Annotated in this window: 17 protein-coding genes; 6 read left to right on the top strand and 11 right to left on the bottom strand. The window is 71.9% G+C overall.

Annotated elements, in window-relative coordinates; translation table 11 throughout:
* Positions 1–43 precede the first annotated feature (43 nt).
* The 5 genes from thpD to FB157_RS00450 form a co-directional block, all read right to left on the bottom strand.
* Positions 44–931, bottom strand: coding sequence for an ectoine hydroxylase (thpD, locus tag FB157_RS00470; protein ID WP_145874794.1), 888 nt, complete (start codon positions 929–931; stop codon positions 44–46).
* A 5-nt stretch (positions 932–936) separates the two neighbouring features.
* Entirely contained in the window at positions 937–1341 is a 405-nt protein-coding gene (locus FB157_RS00465; protein WP_145874792.1) for an ectoine synthase, read from the bottom strand.
* Between the two features lie 20 nt (positions 1342–1361).
* A complete protein-coding gene (ectB, locus tag FB157_RS00460) occupies positions 1362–2633 on the bottom strand; it encodes a diaminobutyrate--2-oxoglutarate transaminase (RefSeq protein WP_145874790.1) in 1272 nt (423 codons plus the stop codon).
* Positions 2634–2646: 13 nt separating this feature from the next.
* On the bottom strand, positions 2647–3162 hold the full coding sequence (ectA, locus tag FB157_RS00455; RefSeq protein ID WP_145874789.1) for a diaminobutyrate acetyltransferase: 516 nt from the start codon (positions 3160–3162) through the stop codon (positions 2647–2649).
* Positions 3163–3491: 329 nt separating this feature from the next.
* On the bottom strand, positions 3492–4598 hold the full coding sequence (locus FB157_RS00450) for an alanine--glyoxylate aminotransferase family protein (protein ID WP_145875653.1): 1107 nt from the start codon (positions 4596–4598) through the stop codon (positions 3492–3494).
* 149 nt (positions 4599–4747) lie between these two features.
* Here FB157_RS00450 and FB157_RS00445 point away from each other — a divergent pair, with 149 nt between their 5' ends.
* The 6 genes from FB157_RS00445 (at position 4748) to FB157_RS00420 (ending at position 9849) form a co-directional block, all read left to right on the top strand.
* Positions 4748–5593 carry a transporter substrate-binding domain-containing protein gene (locus tag FB157_RS00445; protein ID WP_145874787.1) on the top strand — a complete coding sequence of 282 codons (846 nt, stop codon included), beginning with the start codon at positions 4748–4750 and terminating at the stop codon, positions 5591–5593.
* Positions 5594–5597: 4 nt separating this feature from the next.
* Positions 5598–6431, top strand: coding sequence for an amino acid ABC transporter permease (locus FB157_RS00440; RefSeq protein WP_145874785.1), 834 nt, complete (start codon positions 5598–5600; stop codon positions 6429–6431).
* Positions 6428–7222 (top strand): amino acid ABC transporter ATP-binding protein, encoded by a 795-nt coding sequence (locus FB157_RS00435; protein WP_145874784.1) that lies wholly within the window; start codon positions 6428–6430, stop codon positions 7220–7222. The genes FB157_RS00440 and FB157_RS00435 overlap by 4 nt, the downstream gene beginning before the upstream one ends.
* A 42-nt stretch (positions 7223–7264) precedes the next feature.
* Complete coding sequence (locus FB157_RS00430; protein WP_145874783.1) at positions 7265–8356, top strand: amidohydrolase family protein; 1092 nt, start codon at positions 7265–7267, stop codon at positions 8354–8356.
* Positions 8357–8499: 143 nt separating this feature from the next.
* A complete protein-coding gene (locus FB157_RS00425) occupies positions 8500–9402 on the top strand; it encodes an SCO1860 family LAETG-anchored protein (protein WP_145874781.1) in 903 nt (300 codons plus the stop codon).
* 180 nt (positions 9403–9582) lie between these two features.
* Positions 9583–9849: a hypothetical protein gene (locus FB157_RS00420; RefSeq protein WP_222440911.1), complete on the top strand. Its 267-nt coding sequence runs from the start codon at positions 9583–9585 to the stop codon at positions 9847–9849.
* A gap of 42 nt (positions 9850–9891) precedes the next feature.
* Here FB157_RS00420 and cobC read toward each other — a convergent pair whose 3' ends face one another.
* The 6 genes from cobC to cobM form a co-directional block, all read right to left on the bottom strand.
* The gene (cobC, locus tag FB157_RS00415; RefSeq protein WP_145874778.1) at positions 9892–10947 is read right to left on the bottom strand and encodes an Rv2231c family pyridoxal phosphate-dependent protein CobC; all 1056 of its coding nucleotides are present in this window, start codon (positions 10945–10947) and stop codon (positions 9892–9894) included.
* Positions 10937–11872 (bottom strand): sirohydrochlorin chelatase, encoded by a 936-nt coding sequence (locus FB157_RS00410; RefSeq protein WP_145874776.1) that lies wholly within the window; start codon positions 11870–11872, stop codon positions 10937–10939. Before FB157_RS00410 ends, cobC begins: the two co-directional genes overlap by 11 nt.
* A complete protein-coding gene (locus FB157_RS00405) occupies positions 11869–12456 on the bottom strand; it encodes a precorrin-8X methylmutase (RefSeq protein WP_145875651.1) in 588 nt (195 codons plus the stop codon). Before FB157_RS00405 ends, FB157_RS00410 begins: the two co-directional genes overlap by 4 nt.
* Before the next feature lie 5 nt (positions 12457–12461).
* Complete coding sequence (gene cobJ, locus FB157_RS00400; protein ID WP_145874775.1) at positions 12462–14177, bottom strand: precorrin-3B C(17)-methyltransferase; 1716 nt, start codon at positions 14175–14177, stop codon at positions 12462–12464.
* Positions 14178–14373: 196 nt separating this feature from the next.
* Positions 14374–15606: a precorrin-6y C5,15-methyltransferase (decarboxylating) subunit CbiE gene (gene cbiE, locus FB157_RS00395; protein WP_145874774.1), complete on the bottom strand. Its 1233-nt coding sequence runs from the start codon at positions 15604–15606 to the stop codon at positions 14374–14376.
* Positions 15603–16421 carry a precorrin-4 C(11)-methyltransferase gene (gene cobM, locus FB157_RS00390; protein ID WP_145874772.1) on the bottom strand — a complete coding sequence of 273 codons (819 nt, stop codon included), beginning with the start codon at positions 16419–16421 and terminating at the stop codon, positions 15603–15605. Before cobM ends, cbiE begins: the two co-directional genes overlap by 4 nt.
* Positions 16422–16537 lie beyond the last annotated feature (116 nt).

Here is a 16537-nt window from a genome sequence, read left to right as displayed (position 1 = left end):
TCCCGTCCCACACGAGGAGGCCCCGGCCCGGTGCTCTCGGGGGTTACTTCACCGGCGTGAAGTCCCGTGCGCCAATGAACTCGGGGCGGCGCACCGGCGCGGCGAACGGCTCCACCGCCGCGTTCTCCACGCTGTTGAACACGATGAAGACGTTGCTGCGCGGGAACGGCGTGATGTTGTCGCCGGACCCGTGCATGCAGTTGCAGTCGAACCAGGTCGCCGAGCCGGCCCTGCCGGTGAACAGCCGGATGCCGTACTCGCTCGCCATCTTGGTCAGCGCCTCGTCGGACGGGGTGCCCGCGTCCTGCATCTGCAGCGACTTCTTGTAGTTGTCCTCGGGCGTGGCCCCGGCGCAGCCCAGGAACGTCCGGTGCGAGCCCGGCATGATCATCAGGCCGCCGTTGGTGTCGTGGTTCTCGGTCAGCGCGATCGAGACGGACACCGTGCGCATGTTCGGCAGACCGTCCTCGGCGTGCCAGGTCTCGAAGTCCGAGTGCCAGTAGAAGCCGCTCGCCCCGAAGCCCGGCTTGACGTTGATCCGGGACTGGTGGACGTAGACGTCGGAGCCGAGGATCTGCCGGGCACGGCCGACCACCCGCTCGTCGCGGACCAGGTTCGCGAACACCTGGCTGATCCGGTGCACCTCGAAGACGGAGCGGATCTCCTGCGACTTCGGTTCGACGATCGAGCGCTCGTCGGCCCGGGTCGCCGGGTCCGCGATCAGCCGGTCCAGCTCGGCCTTGTAGACCTCGACCTCGCCGGGGGTGATCAGCTGGTCGATGGCGAGGAACCCGTCACGCTCGTACGACTGGAGGTCGGCGGTCGCGATCGGGCCGGGCGTCTCCGGGGAGCCCCAGACGACCGGGTCCTGGCGGGGGACGGTCACCTCGGCGGGGCCCCGGCTGGGGTACAGGTCGGTGCCGGCGGTCATGGGAGTCACACCTCCTCGGGCTCGGTGAGCAGGGGATAGACCCCGTTCTCGTCGTGGTCCTCCCGTCCGGTGACGGGCGGGTTGAAGACGCAGATGCAGCGGAAGTCCTCCTTGACGCGCAGCGTGTGCCGCTCGTGCCCGTCGAGGAGGTACATGGTGCCGGGAGTGATCGTGTACGTCTTCCCGGTCTCACGGTCGGTGAGTTCGGCCTCGCCCTCGACGCAGACGACGGCCTCGATGTGGTTGGCGTACCACATCGACGTCTCGGTCCCGGCGTACAGGACGGTCTCGTGCAGGGAGAAGCCGACGCGCTCCTTGGCGAGGACGATCCGCTTGCTCTCCCAGGTGCCGGACTTCGCCCGCACATGCCGGTCGGTGCCTTCGATGTCCTTGAAAGATCGGACGATCACGGTGGTGCACAGCCTCCTTGCTAGATGGTTTCCCGGACGGCACGGGCGAGGGTGCTCAGCCCCTCGTCCAGTTCGTCGGCGCTGACGGTGAGGGCGGGCAGCAGCTTGACGACCTCGCCCTCCGGGCCGGACGTCTCGATGAGCAGCCCGAGTTCGAAGGCCCGCCGGGCGACCCGCCCGGCCCGTTCCTTCTCGTGGAACTCCAGGCCCCAGACGAGACCGCGCCCGCGGTACTCCTTCACGTCGGCGAGGTTCTCCTCGGTGATGGAGATCAGCGCCTGTTCGAGCTGCTCGCCGCGGGTGCGGGTCTGCTTCTCCATCGCGGAGCCGTCGGTCCAGTACGTCTCCAGGGCCGCGGTGGCGGTGACGAACGCGGGGTTGTTGCCGCGGAAGGTGCCGTTGTGCTCGCCCGGCTCCCAGACGTCGAGTTCGGGCTTGAACAGGCACAGCGACATCGGCAGTCCGTACCCGCTGATCGACTTGGACACCGTGACGATGTCGGGTGTGATGCCCGCCTCCTCGAAGGAGAAGAACGCGCCCGTACGGCCGCAGCCCATCTGGATGTCGTCGACGATGAGCAGCATGTCCTGCCGCTCGCACAGCTCGGCGAGCGCCCGCAGCCACTCCGGGCGGGCGACGTTGATGCCGCCCTCGCCCTGCACGGTCTCCACGATCACGGCCGCGGGCTTGTTGAGGCCGGACCCCTGGTCCTCCAGCAGCCGCTCGAACCACAGGAAGTCCGGGACCGTGCCGTCGAAGTAGTTGTCGAACGGCATCGGCGTGCCGTGCACCAGCGGGATGCCGGCGCCGGCCCGCTTGAAGGCGTTGCCGGTGACGGCGAGGGAGCCCAGCGACATGCCGTGGAAGGCGTTCGTGAACGACACGATCGCCTCCCGCCCCTTCACCTTCCGGGCGAGCTTCAGCGCGGACTCGACGGCGTTGGTGCCGGTCGGGCCCGGGAACATGACCTTGTACGGCAGGTCGCGCGGGCGCAGCACCAGATTCTGGAAGGTCTGCAGGAAGCTCCGCTTGGCCGTGGTCGACATGTCCAGGCCGTGGGTGACGCCGTCCCGGGACAGATAGTCGATCAACGCCCGTTTCAGGACCGGGTTGTTGTGGCCGTAGTTGAGTGAGCCGGCCCCGGCGAAGAAGTCGAGGTACGCGTGGCCGTCCTCGTCGTACATCCGGCTGCCCTGCGCACGGTCGAACACGGTGGGCCAGCCGCGGCAGTAGCTGCGCACCTCGGACTCGACTGTCTCGAAGACGCTGAGGTCGGGCTGGGTGATGGTCACTGTGAATCGCTCCTCAGTGCGTGGTGGGGGTCAGCGGGCCGATGCGGTACAGCACTTCGGGGTCGTGCGGGCCGTCCGGGAACAGGTCGGCGGGGAACAGCACCTCGCGGGTCAGGTCCGCTCCGTGACGGGCGGCGAACGAGGTGAACAGCCGCTCGGAGGCGGTGTTCCCGGGGGTGATGGTGGTCTCGACGCGGGTGATGCCGAGCTCGTCGGCGAGCCGGGCGGTCAGCCCGTCCAGCAGGGCGGCGGCGATGCCCAGACCCCGGTGGGCGGAGTCGACGGCGACCTGCCAGACGAGCAGGGTGCCGGGGCGGTCCGGCCGCACGTACCCGGTGACGAAACCGACGGGCTCGCCGTCCGCGCCGCGCGCCACCACCGAGGTGCCGGCGAAGTCCCGGCACCACAGCAGATAGCTGTACGAGGAGTTCAGGTCGAGGGTTTTCGATTCCTTGGCGAGACGCCAGAGTGCGGCTCCGTCGGACACCGTCGGTCGGTCGATGAGTAGGTCTGCTGGTCGGGCAGTCATGCCGCAGGAATTTAGCGAGGCAAATTCAAAATTGCACGGCAGGGTTGGCCGAGGCGGTCGCCGAGGCCGGAGAAATGTCCGAGTTATCCCGCATCAAACTATGACAAAACGCCCCCGATGTGGAGTGTGTCACAGCCCGGAAATCCCTACGGAATCTTGTTGTTTAGTCTTGCGAAAAGCGGGCAGGAGAATACGGGAAGCTGCTCTCGAATGAATTCTGGAAGCAGTAGTCGTAATTTATGTGGGTCGTGTGAATTGAGCGGGAATTCGGCGCGGTGAGGGGCGGGGCGGAGGTGAAGGGGGGTATGCGCATCACCGGAGCCGAGGGTTCACGCGGCCGGCTCGGCCCGTTCGGCCGCCCGCAGGGCACCCGGCACGTCCACGTCCAGCCCCCGCTCGGCCAGTGCGGCGCCCAGTGCCGTGAGGCAGCTGCGCACCGCGCCCGGCGTGGCGTCCGCGCCGTAGTGGTTGACCCGGATCATCTCCTTGGCCAGGGCCCCGCCACCCGCGGCCAGCGGCAGTGCCGGGTCGGCCGCCAGCGCCCGTGCCACCAGCTCCGAGGCCACCACACCCGCCCGTGTCCGCAGCGTCGTCGCCACCGGCGCCGCGTCCTTCGCCTCGTGCACGTACGGCTCCAGGCCTCCGCCGAGGGCCGTCACACCGGCGCGCACGGCCAGCGCGGCGTCGCGGTGCCGGGCCATCACCGTCCCGAGGCCCACCGACTCGATCCGCTCCAGGCACGCCTCCAGCGCCAGCATCTCCAGCTGGGCGGGTGCGTGCAGCAGCGCCTTGCGGCCGCCGTCGATCCAGCGCTCCTTCCAGTCGAGGAGGGAGAGGTAGGAGCGGCGCGGCGCGTTCGGGTTGGCCGCCATGCGGGCCCACGCCCGCTCGCTCACCGAGATCGCCGACACACCCGCCGGGCCGCCCATCGCCTTCTGCGCGCCGATCACGCACAGGTCCACGCCCCACGCGTCCGGCAGTACCGGCTCCGCCCCGACGGAGGCGACCGCGTCCAGGTAGAACAGCGCGCCGTGCTCCCGTACCACCTCGCCGATCTCCGCGACCGGGTTCGTGTTGCCGGTCGCCGCCTCCGCGTGGACGAGGGACACGAAGTCGATCTCCGGGTGGGCGGCGAAGGCCTCCCGGACCAGCTCGGCCGTCACCGCTGTGTGGAAGGGCACCGAGAGGTCGTGCACCGTCGCGCCCGCGTCCCGGAGCCAGTCGCCGAACGTCCGGCCGTACGGGCCCGTGATCACGTTCAGTGCCGTCGTGCCGGGGCCGGCGGCCGCGCGGATGGCGCCCTCCAGCGGCAGCAGCGCCTCGCCCTGGGTGATCACGACGTCCTGCCGGGTGTCCAGCAGCCGGGCCACCCGGTCCTCGACGGCGGCGAACCGCCCGGCGCTCAGCGGGGGCAGATCGAGGAAGGGGTGGCTCACGGCGCTGCTCTCTTCGTTCGGGGGGGCGCTCAACGGCTGCGACTCCATCGATCTTAAGTCGAAAGGCTCCGTAACCATCGGTTTGGTTTGAGAGGCTCAAACTCTTCCTTATAATCGGAACCCACAGTTCCCCCACAGGGAGATCCCCCATGAAAACGCTCCTCGGACGCCGGACCCGCATCCTGGCCGCCACCACCGCGACGGCCGGGCTCGTGCTCGTGGCCGGCTGCTCCTCCGGCGGCTCGGAGAGCGGCAAGACCACCGTCAAGGGCGTCCACCTCGTCAAGGCCGGTCAGCTGACCACCTGCACCCACCTGCCGTACCCGCCGTTCCAGTCGGAGATCAACGGCAAGGTGCAGGGCTTCGACGTCTCCCTGATCGACCTCGTCGCCAAGGACCTGGGCGTCAAGCAGCAGATCCTCGACACGCCGTTCGAGAACTTCAAGACCGGCGCCTTCCTCAACTCCGGGCAGTGCGACCTCGCCGCCGCCGGCATGACCATCACCGCCGAGCGCAAGAAGAACGTCGACTTCTCCGACCCGTACTTCGAGGCCACCCAGGCCGTCCTCGTCGACAAGAAGGCCGGCGTGAACTCGCTCGCCGACGTCAAGGCCAAGAGCAGGAAGCTCGGCGCCCAGGCCCAGACCACCGGCGAGGACTACGCCAGGAGCAAGGGCTTCGACCCGGTCTCCTTCCACTCCTCCGACGCGGTCCTCAACGGTCTGCGCACCGGCCAGGTCCAGGCCGTCATCATCGACTACCCGGTCGTCCAGGGCTGGCTGAAGGACAAGGCCAACGCCGACGCCTTCAAGGTCGTCGACAACCTCAACACCGGTGAGCAGTACGGCTTCACGGTGAAGAAGGGCAACACCGCGCTGCGCGAGGCCATCAACAAGGCGCTCAAGCAGGCCAAGGCCGACGGCACCTACAAGAAGCTCTACGAGCAGTGGATCGGCCCGTACAACCCCTCCGCCGCCTCGCCGTCCGCCTCCTGACCCCATGACCGAGACGGACACGCAGATCCAGCCGAGGAAGACGGGCCTGACGCGCCGCCAGAAGCGCAGGCTTTCGCGCGCGACGCAGTACGCCGTCTTCGTCGCCGCCGTGGCCGCGTTCGCGGCCACGGCGGACTGGGGACGGCTGAAGAACCAGTTCGCGCAGGCCCACATCGCCGAGCAGATGTTCCCGGACGTCATCACGGTGGCGCTCAAGAACACCGTGCTGTACACCCTGTCCGGCTTCGTCGTGGGCCTCGCCCTCGGCATGGTCGTCGCCCTGATGCGGCTGTCCTCCGTGGGGCCGTACCGCTGGGTCGCCGGCATCTACATCGAGATCTTCCGCGGCCTGCCCGCCCTGCTGATCTTCATCTTCGTCGGCGTCGGCGTGCCGCTGGCCTTCCCGGACATCCAGTACCCCGGCGGCACCTACGGCAAGGTCGCGGTCGCCCTCGGCCTGGTCTCCGCCGCGTACATGGCGGAGACGATCCGCGCCGGAATCCAGGCGGTGCCCAAGGGGCAGATGGAGGCGGCCCGTTCCCTGGGCTTCTCGCCCACCCGGGCCATGATCTCCATCATCATCCCGCAGGCCTTCCGGATCATCCTGCCGCCGCTGACCAACGAGCTGGTCCTGCTCTTCAAGGACTCCTCGCTGGTGCTGTTCCTCGGCGTCACCCTGGAGGAGCGCGAGCTGTCCAAGTTCGGCAACGACCTGGCCAGCACGACCGCCAACTCCACCCCGATCCTGGTCGCGGGCCTGTGCTACCTGCTCATCACCATCCCGCTCGGCTTCGTCGTGCGCCGCATGGAGTCCGGTTCCAAGGAGGCGATCCGATGAGCCGCCCGGAGATCCGCGTCCAGGGCCTGCACAAGTCCTTCGGCGACAACCACGTCCTGCGCGGCATCGACCTGGAGATCGGCCAGGGCGAGGTCGTCTGCGTCATCGGCCCCTCCGGGTCCGGCAAGTCGACGCTGCTGCGGTGTGTGAACCTCCTGGAGGAGCCCACCCAGGGCCAGGTCTTCGTCGGCGGCACCGAGATCACCGACCCGGACGTCGACATCGACGCCGCGCGCCGCCGCATCGGCATGGTCTTCCAGCAGTTCAACCTCTTCCCGCACCTGACCGTCACCGAGAACCTCACGCTCCCGCAGCGCCGGGTCCTCAAGCGGGACAAGGCCGCGGCCGCGAGGACCGCCGCCGAGAACCTCGCCCGGGTCGGCCTGTCCGAGAAGGCGGACGCCTACCCGTCCTCCCTCTCCGGCGGCCAGCAGCAGCGCGTGGCCATCGCCCGCGCACTGGCGATGGGCCCCGAGGTGATGCTCTTCGACGAGCCGACCTCGGCGCTCGACCCGGAGCTGGTCGGCGACGTCCTCGCCGTCATGCGCATGCTCGCCACCGAGGGCATGACCATGATGGTCGTCACCCACGAGATGACCTTCGCCCGCGAGGTCGCCGACCGGGTCGTCTTCATGGACGGCGGCGTGATCGTCGAGGACGGCAGCCCCGACCAGGTCATCGGCAGCCCGCGTCACGAGCGCACCCGCCACTTCCTCTCCCGTCTGCTCGACCCGGCGATGGCCGAGGTGGAGGAGGCGGCCCCGGACCGGGCGGGCAAGGCCGAGTCGTAGGTCACTGTCAGGACCGGGTCCCGGCTCACTAAGGTGCGGTGCATGAGCGATCACGCGGTGCTGCACGTGAAGGGCCGGGTCCTGGTGGGCCCCGAGGACGTCCGCGACGAGCTGTGGGTGGTCGGCGGGCGCGTCTGCTACGACCGCCCCGCCGGAGCCCGTGACGTCCGGACCGTCGAGGGCTGGGCACTGCCCGGGCTGGTCGACGCGCACTGTCACGTCGGACTCGGCGCGCACGGCCCGGTGGACGCGGACACCGCCGAGAAGCAGGCGCTGACCGACCGGGAGGCCGGCACCCTGCTGATCCGTGACGCGGGCTCGCCCTCCGACACCCGCTGGGTCGACGACCGCGACGACCTCCCGAAGATCATCCGGGCCGGCCGGCACATCGCCCGCACCCGCCGGTACATGAGGAACTACGCCCACGAGATCGAGCCGGACGAACTCGTCGCGTACGTCGCGCAGGAGGCCCGGCGCGGCGACGGCTGGGTCAAGCTGGTCGGCGACTGGATCGACCGCGACCTCGGTGACCTCTCCGCCTGCTGGCCGCGCGAGGCGGTGCAGGCGGCCATCGCCGAGGCCCACCGGCTCGGCGCCCGCGTCACCGCGCACTGCTTCGCCGAGAGTTCGCTGCGCGACCTGGTGGAGGCGGGCATCGACTGCATCGAGCACGCCACGGGCCTCACCGAGGACCTGATCCCGCTCTTCGCCGAGCGCGGTGTGGCGATCGTCCCGACCCTCGTCAACATCGCCACCTTCCCGCAGCTCGCGGCGGGCGGCGAGACCAAGTACCCGCGCTGGTCGGCCCATATGCGCCGGCTGCACGAGCGCCGCTACGACACCGTGCGCGGCGCCTACGACGCCGGTGTCCCGGTGTACGTCGGCACGGACGCGGGCGGCTCTCTGGCCCACGGCCTGGTGGCGGGCGAGGTCGCCGAACTCGTCACCGCGGGCATCCCGCCGGTCGCGGCGCTGTCGGCCACCAGCTGGGGGGCCCGGGCCTGGCTGGGCCGCCCCGGTCTGGAGGAGGGCGCACCGGCGGACCTGGTGGTGTACGAGTCCGACCCGCGGGCGGACGTACGGGTGCTGGCGGCGCCGCGCCGGGTGGTGCTCAACGGGGCCGTGGTCGAGTAAGGGAACGCGTGTGCCCGGTGATTCGAAGAGGTGTGCGGAATATCCACGTTTGAGTGAAGTGACTCAGGATAGCTGACCGTTCACCCACAGTGCGTACAAGGTTGACGGGTCCCAAGCAAGTTCCGTCTGGGGGTCCCACCGCCTTGAACAGCAACAACTTCCGTATGCCCGCACGCCGTCTCGCCACGGTCGCGACGGTCACCGCCCTGGCCGCAGGTCCCGCGGTCCTGGGCGCGGGCGCCGCGCACGCGACCACCGGCCACGGTCGCGCCTCCGCCGTCGTGCTCCGCACCGGGCTCGACGTGTCCCTGCTCAACAAGACCGTGAACGTCCCGCTCGCGGTCACCCTCAACGAGGTCCAGGCGCCCCGGAGCGCCGACAGAACCGTGCTCTCAGCCCGGCTCGACGGCGTGAACGGCGGCAAGCCGTTCACGGTCCTCGGCGCGGACGTCGCCGCGGCGAGGGCCACGGTGGACAAGAAGCTCGCCGAGGGCTCGGTCCGCGTCGTCCACGCCAAGGTGCACGTCCCGGGCCTGCCCCTGCTCTCCCTCCTGGAGGTCGGCACGGTCACCGCGAAGGCGACCTGCGCGGTCGGCAAGCGGCCCGTCGCCTCCGTCGACGTCCTCGGCGCCGTCACGGTCCTCGGCAAGCGCGTCACGCTGACCGCGGGCGGCACTACCGAGGTGAAGGTGCCCGGCGTCGGCGAGGTCCGCCTCGACCTCTCCCGGCACACGACCACGACCCGCACGGCGGCCGCGACGGCCCTCGAACTCAAGGTCTCCGTCAACCCGCTGAAGCTCAACGTGGCCGACGTGGCAGGAACGATCACTCTGGCCAAGGCCACCTGCGAGTCCCCGATGGCCCCGCCCACCGGACACTCGGCCCCGAACCACGACCCGGCGACCGACGTGAAGCCCCAGGGCGCCCGCGCCGACCTGGCCGAGACGGGCGGCAACGCGACGACGCCGTACATCGCGGGCGGCGCGCTGGCGCTGCTGCTGGTGGGCGGGGGAGCCGTGACGGTGGCCCGGCGCCGGCGCGGGTGACAGCCGGTCCGGGCCGACAGCAGCCGACGAGCGCTGCCGGCCCGGCGGCCGGAGTCAGATCGCCCTTGCGGGCGCGGCCTGCTGCGGCAGCCCGCTGCGGCCGGCGCGAAAGGACACCGCCACAGCGTCGCGGTACACGGCTTCCGCGCCGCGGCGGAGCAGTACGGGGCCCTGGCCGGGTTGGGCCCGGCGGACACCGCAGGCACCCCCGACCCGATGTACGTGGACGCGTTGCTGTCCGCCCTCACCGGCCTGACCGGGGCACAGGTGAGGCGCAGTGACGTGACGGCGGCACGGCTCACCTGGGACGAACTGGGCACGGTAGTGCGGGCAGTCCGTTCGGAGCGGACAGACCTCTGGAGGATGTCGGCGGCCCGGAGCTGGAACGAGGGATGGGGCAGGGCATGGCTCGACCACCATGACGGCCCGGCGGCGGCCGTTCTCTGACCGCCTCCCGTGCCGACCGGGACGGGCGGGCGAGTACGAGAACTACGGCAGTACAGCCGACAGCGCCCGCAGGAACCCGCTCACCGTGGCCCGGTCCCGCACAGCCACCCGTATCCACTCCGCACCGAGCCCGGGAAACGTGTCCCCGCGCCGCACCGCGTATCCCAGCTCACGCAGTCGCCGGCGTACCGCGGCGGCGTCCGGCACATGCACCAGCACGAACGGTCCTTCGGCGGGGCCGGCCACGCGCACACCCCGGTCGGCGAAGGCGGACAGCCCCGCCACCAGATGGGCCCGGTCCGCCGAGATCCGGTGGGCCGCGTGTGCCGCCTCCGCCAGTGCCCGCGGCGCCACGCACGCCTGCGCCGCGGCCAGTGCCGGTGTCGACACCGGCCACAGCGGCTGGGCCCGCTCCAGCTCGGCGATCGTCTCCGGTGCGGCCAGTACGTAGCCGATGCGCAGCCCGGCCAGACCCCAGGTCTTGGTCAGGCTGCGCAGCACGACCAGGCCGGGTACGTCGGTCCGCCCGGCCAGCGCCTCGCGCTCGCCGGGCACTGCGTCCATGAACGCCTCGTCGACGACCAGCGTCCGCCCCGGGCGGGCGAGTCCGGCGATCGTGGCGGCCGGGTGCAGGACCGACGTCGGATTGGTCGGGTTCCCGATCACGACCAGGTCGGCGTCCTCGGGGACGGCCGCCGGGTCCAGCCGGAAGCCGTCGCTCTCGCGCAGCAGCACCCGGTCCACGGTGTGCCCCGCGTCCCGCAGCGCCGCCTCCGGCTCCGTGAACTGCGGGTGCACGACGACCGGCCGGCGCACCTTCAGCGCCCGCGCCAGCAGCACGAACGCCTCCGCCGCCCCGGCCGTCAGCAGCACCCGCTCCTCCGGCAGCCCGTGCCGGGCCGCCACCGCCGCCCGCGCGGCCCGCCCGTCCGGGTAGGCCGCGAGCGACGACAGCGACCCGGCGATCCGCTCCCGCAGCCACGTCGGAGGCGTGTCCGCGCGGACGTTGACCGCGAGGTCGACCAGCGCGGCCCCGTCGTCACGGACCTCGGCGTCCCCGTGATGCCGCAGATCGTGCCCGGTGTCGTCAGTGTGCATGGCTGTGCGTGTGCCCCCCGTGATGGTGGTGCCCGTGCCCGTGGTGGTGGCCGTCGTCGTCCGGGTGGAAGTGCGGCTGCTGCGGCAGCCCCACCTTGTCCTCGAAGCCCGGCAGCGCGATCCGGTACACGCAGGAGTCGCAGTTCATCCGGAGGTCCCCCTTGACGGCCTCCTCGTACCGCTCCATCACCAGATCCAGCAGTTCGGGCTCGGGCCCGATGACGTCCGCCGAGCGCACCTCGACCTCCGGGTGCGCGGCCGCCCAGCCCTCGGTCTGCTGCCGCACCCGGTCCGGCAGGATGCCGGTGAACAGGAAGTAGGGGAGGACGACGATCCGCTTCGCTCCCAGCTTCGCGCACCGGTCGAGACCGCTCGGCACGTCCGGCGCCGCCAGCGACACGAACGCCGTCTCCACACCGGCGTAGCCGCGCCCCTCCCACAGCAGCCGGGCCGCCTTGCACACCTCGGCGTTGGCGTCCGGGTCGGTGGAGCCCCGGCCCACCAGCAGCACGGTCACGCCGGCCCGGTCCTCGGGCGTACGGGCCGTGCCCCCGAGGGCCTCGTCCAGCCGCCGCTCCAGCACGTTCAGCAGCGACGGGTGCGGTCCGAGCGGGCGGCCGTAGGTGTACGAGATCCCGGGGTGCCGCTCCTTCTCACGGGCCAGTGCGGCCGGGATGTCTCCCTTGGCGTGGCCGGCGGACACCAGCATCAGCGGCACGGCAGCGAACCGGCGCACGCCTCGCTCGACCAGGTCGGTGACGGCCTCGCCCAGCGGCGGCGGGGACAGCTCGATGAAACCGCCCGCGACGGGCAGTTCGGGGTGGCGGCGGCCCAGTTCGCGTACGAAGTCGCGGAACGCCTCGGCTCCGGCCTCGTCCCGGGTGCCGTGGCCGGCGATGAGCAGGGCGGGCGGCGGGGTGGTCACGGCTTCTCCTCGGTGGAAATCGGGTGGTACAGCAGGGCGTTGAGCGCGGCGGCGGCGACCGCCGAGCCGCCCTTCTCGGACACGTTGCTCACGGCGGGCAGCCCGCTCGCCCGCAACGCCTCCTTGGACTCGGCCGCGCCGACGAAGCCGACGGGCAGGCCGATGACGAGCGCGGGCGAGGCGTCCAGGGTCAGCAGCTCCTCCAGGGCGGTCGGCGCACAGCCGATCACCCACAGGGCGCCGGGCCCGACCTCCTCGTACGCGAGCCGGATCGCGTGGGCGGAACGGGTCAGACCCGGCCCGGCCGCGGCGTCCTTCAGCCGGCACACGGTCTCCCGGCGGGTGATGCCGGCCGCGACCATCTCCACGTCCACGACGACGGGCGCCCCGGCGTGCAGCGCGGCATGCGCCTTCACCAGGTCGCTCTCGTCCGTGACGAGGTCGGTCGCGTACTCCAGGTCGGCGGCGGAGTGGATGACCCGCTCCACCACCGCCCGGGTCAGCGGCGGGAAGTGCGAGGTGTCCAGCCGGGCGCGCAGCCGGCGGAAGGACTCCTGCTCGATGGGATGGACCACACGGGCCACGGGGTTCACCGGGCGCCCTCCTCCGTGCTCACCTGAGTGCTCTCCTGCCAGCGGTAGCCGCGCGGGGTCACCATGCGCCCCGCGATGTCCCGGGTCGCGGTGTTGCCCACGGTCACGACCGTCATCATGTCGACCGTCGCCGGGTCGAGCGCGGCCAGCGTCGTCAGCCGGCTCGACTCGTCCGGCCGCGAGGCGTTGCGTACGACACCGACGGGCGTCGTCGGCTCCCGGTGCCCGGCGAGGATCGCGAGCGCCGTGGGCAGCTGCCAGTCGCGGCCCCGGGAGCGCGGGTTGTAGAAGGTGACCACGATGTCCGCCTCGGCCGCAGCCCGCACCCGCCGCTCGATGACCTCCCACGGCGTGTGCAGGTCGGACAGGCTGATCGACACGTGGTCGTGGCCCAGCGGCGCACCCAGGACGGCCCCGGCGGCCAGCGCGGCCGTCACACCGGGCACACCGACCACGTCGATGTCGTCGGACGCCTCGGCGAGCGCGGGGGAGGCCATGGCGTACACACCCGCGTCCCCGCTGCCGATCAGCGCCACCGCATGCCCCTTGCGGGCCTCGGCGACCGCCGTGCGTGCCCGCTCCTCCTCGGCGCCGAGCCCCGACTCCAGCACCCGGGTGCCGGGCCGCAGCAGGTCCCTGATCTGGTCGACGTACTGGTCGAGGCCCACCAGCACGGACGCCCGCCGCAGCTCCGCCGCCGCGCGCGGGGTGAGCAGGTCCCGGGCGCCGGGGCCGAGCCCGACCACCGCGAGCCGCCCACGCCCGGGGCGTCGTACGACGGCACAGGTCGCCATGGCCGGCTGCCCGTCGGCACGCTCGGACTTCCGCTTGGGCACGAGGAGTTCACCGCCGCGCACCAGCGCCGCCGCCTCGGCGACGGACGGGGTGCCGACGGCCGCGAGCGGGGCGTCCGACGGGTTGGGCACCCGCACGGCCGCCAGCTCCTCGGCCGGGTACGTCACCAGTGGCACCCCCAGCCGCCCGGCGGCCGCGACGATGCCGGGCTCCTGCGACTTGGCGTCCACGGTGGCGAGTTCGGCCACCGACTCCGGCGACAGACCCGCCTCCCGCAGCGCGTCCTCGACCAGCCCGAGCACCTCCTCGACCGGCGCTCCCTTGGCGGCGCCGACCCCGACCACCAGGGACGGCGGCCGGAGCAGCACCTCGCGCTCGCCCGGTTCGACGGCGCGGTCCGTGAGCCGGACGGTGTACGACCCCTGCGGCGAGGTCGGCAGCGGGGGCAGCGGCCACGGCACCTCGGCCTCCAGGGCGACGGGTTCGCCGTCCAGCAGAGCCCGGGACACCGTGGCGACCGAGCCCTCGAACGGGAACCCGAGGGTGTCGAGACCCGGCAGTCCCACGGCGTCCGTCGCGGTCGTCACCACCGGCTCCGCGCCCAGCAACGCACCCACCTCACGGGCGAGTTCGTTGGCGCCGCCGCCGTGCCCGCCGACCAGCGACACCGCGAAGCGGCCGCCCTCGTCCACGCACACCACACCCGGGTCCGCCGCCTTGTCGTCGAGCAGCGGCGCGAGCAGCCGTACCGTCGCACCCGTCGCCAGGAAGCACACCAGCTGCCCGCACTCCGCGAACGCGGCCCGGACGGCCTCCCCGACGGGACCGTCGTACACCCGCGTACGGTCCGGCCAGGCCGCGGCCAGCCGGTCCTGCGCGACCTTTCCGGCCGCCGTGGTGGAAATGAGTCCAATCACCGGGTGCCCCCGAATGGTGACTGGTAGAGTCGCGAATCGCTGAGCGAGAACCAAGCCAGCACAGCAGTAACCTCCAACAACTTCATATACCGGGCTGGTTTCAACCCGGCTGGTGTCGATCGCGTCAGACTCGGCGGCTCATTGAGCCGACGGGCAGCGTGAGCCAGGAATCGCCCCCGTTCGCGGGGGCGAGGATTCAATGAGCAACTCCTTCGCTAGTTGCTGGCGCTCTGACGCCCCACAGCAGGAAAACGGGATTGGCCGCCGCGAGCCGGGTCACGTCACCCGGCAGCGGCGCCAGCCGCGACGACTGCAACAGCACCCCGTCGCAGGTGAAACCGGCACCCGTCAGCGCCTGACGCGCCGCCGGCACCCGGTCCAGCGCCGCCAGGGCGACGACGACGGTCCGCCGCGCCCGCCGCGCGCACGCGCCGACGACGGCGGGCAACTCACGCCCGCCCCCGCCGACGAACACCGCGTCGGGATCGTCGAGTTCGGCCAGCGCGTCCGGCGCCGAGCCGTGCACCACACGGACGTCGACACCGTGCGCCCGCGCGTTGGCACGGATCCGCTCGACCCCGTCCGGGCTCTTCTCGACGGCCACGACGGCCGCGCCGAGCCGCGCGCACTCCACGGCGACCGAACCCGAACCCGCGCCGACGTCCCACACCAGGTCGCCCAGGCGCGGCCCGAGCCGGGCCAGCGCCAGCGCCCGCACCTCGAACTTGGTGATCATCGAGTCGCGGTGTGCGAAGTCGCTCTCGTCCAGCGCCCACCGGTCCGGCTGAACGGGCATCCCGGCGACGGTGCGCAGCCCGCCCGGCGTCCGGGTCTCGTCCAGGCACAGCACCACGCTCACCGCCGTACCCCAGTCCCGGGCCGCGGCCTCGGCGGGCGTCACCCGCTCCACCCGCTCGTGCTCCGGATCGCCGAGCGCGCTCGCCACGACGAGGACCCGGCCGTCGCCGAGCGCGGCGCCGATCTCGGCGGGCCCGGCACCGGGCCCGGTCAGCACGGCCACCTTCGGGTGCGCCCGGCACACGTTGACGGCCGTGCGCAGGTCACGGCCGTGCGCGCTCACCACGACCGCGTCGTCCCACGGCAGCCCGATCCGCGCGAACGCCGTCGCCACCGACGACACCCCGGGCCGCACGTCCAGCAGCCCGGTCCCGAACCGCTCGGCCAGCACCCGCACGATCCCGAAGAACCCGGGATCCCCGGAGGCCAGCACGACCACCGGCAGCTCCTTGCCGACGTACTCCGCGATCGTCTCCAGGGCAGGCGCCAGCGGCCCGAGCACGATCCGCTCCGCACCCCCGGGCAGCCGTACGGTGTCCAGGTGGCGCCGCCCGCCGACGACCAGAGCGGCACCGGTGAGGACGTCCGCGGGAACCGGCGCCCCCGTCCCCGTACCGACGACCGTGATCAACTGTTCGCACCCCGCTCGCGCAGCGCCCGCCGCGCCTCGGGGTCCGCCTTGCGGTACCCGTGGAAGTGACCGGGGTGGTACAGGTGCGAACGCGTCCCGTGGGCGTCCAGCGCCGGGCCGACCAGGAAGAGCGTGTGCTTCCAGAGCCTGTGCTCCTTGACCGTCTCCTCCAGCGTGCCGATCGTGCACTTCACGACCAGCTCCTCCGGCCAGGTCGCCTGGTAGGCGATGACCACGGGGGTGTCCGTCGGGTAGCCGCCCTCCAGCAGTTCCCGCACCAGCTGGCCGCTGCGCGCCGCCGACAGGAAGATCGCCATGGTGGTGCCGTGCCGGGCAAACTCGCGCACCTCCTCGCCGGGCGGCATCGGCGTCTTGCCGCCGCCGAGCCGGGTCAGCACCACGGACTGGGCGACCTCCGGGATGGTCAGCTCGCGCTGTGCGAGGGCGGCGACGGCGGAGAAGGACGAGACGCCCGGCACGATCTCGGTCTCGATCCCGATCTCGGCGCACCGGTCCAGCTGCTCCTGCGTGCCGCCCCACAGCGCCGGGTCGCCGGAGTGGATCCGCGCGACCTTCAGGCCTTCGGTCAGGGCCCGCCGGTAGACGGCCACGACGTCCTCCAGGGACATGGTCGCCGAGTCCAGGATCTCCGCGTCCGCGCGCGCGTGCTCGAGCACCTCCGCCTGGACCAGGCTCGCCGCCCAGATCACCACGTCGGCCTCGGCGATCGCGCGTGCGGCGCGGAACGTCAGCAGGTCGGCGGCGCCGGGGCCGGCACCGACGAACGTCACCTTGCCGGTGGGGGCATCGGCCATGGGAAGGGGTCCTCTCGTGCGGGAGTGCGAGTCGAAATCAGGGGATATGTCAGAGTCTGGGAGCATGTGGAAGACGCCGGATGTGCGCGAAGGCGCCTCCATCGGATAGCAAGGGC

The sequence above is a fragment of the Streptomyces sp. BK340 genome, assembly GCF_007827595.1.
Taxonomy (GTDB): Bacteria; Actinomycetota; Actinomycetes; order Streptomycetales; family Streptomycetaceae; genus Streptomyces.
This window is presented reverse-complemented; position numbering and strand designations above follow the sequence as displayed.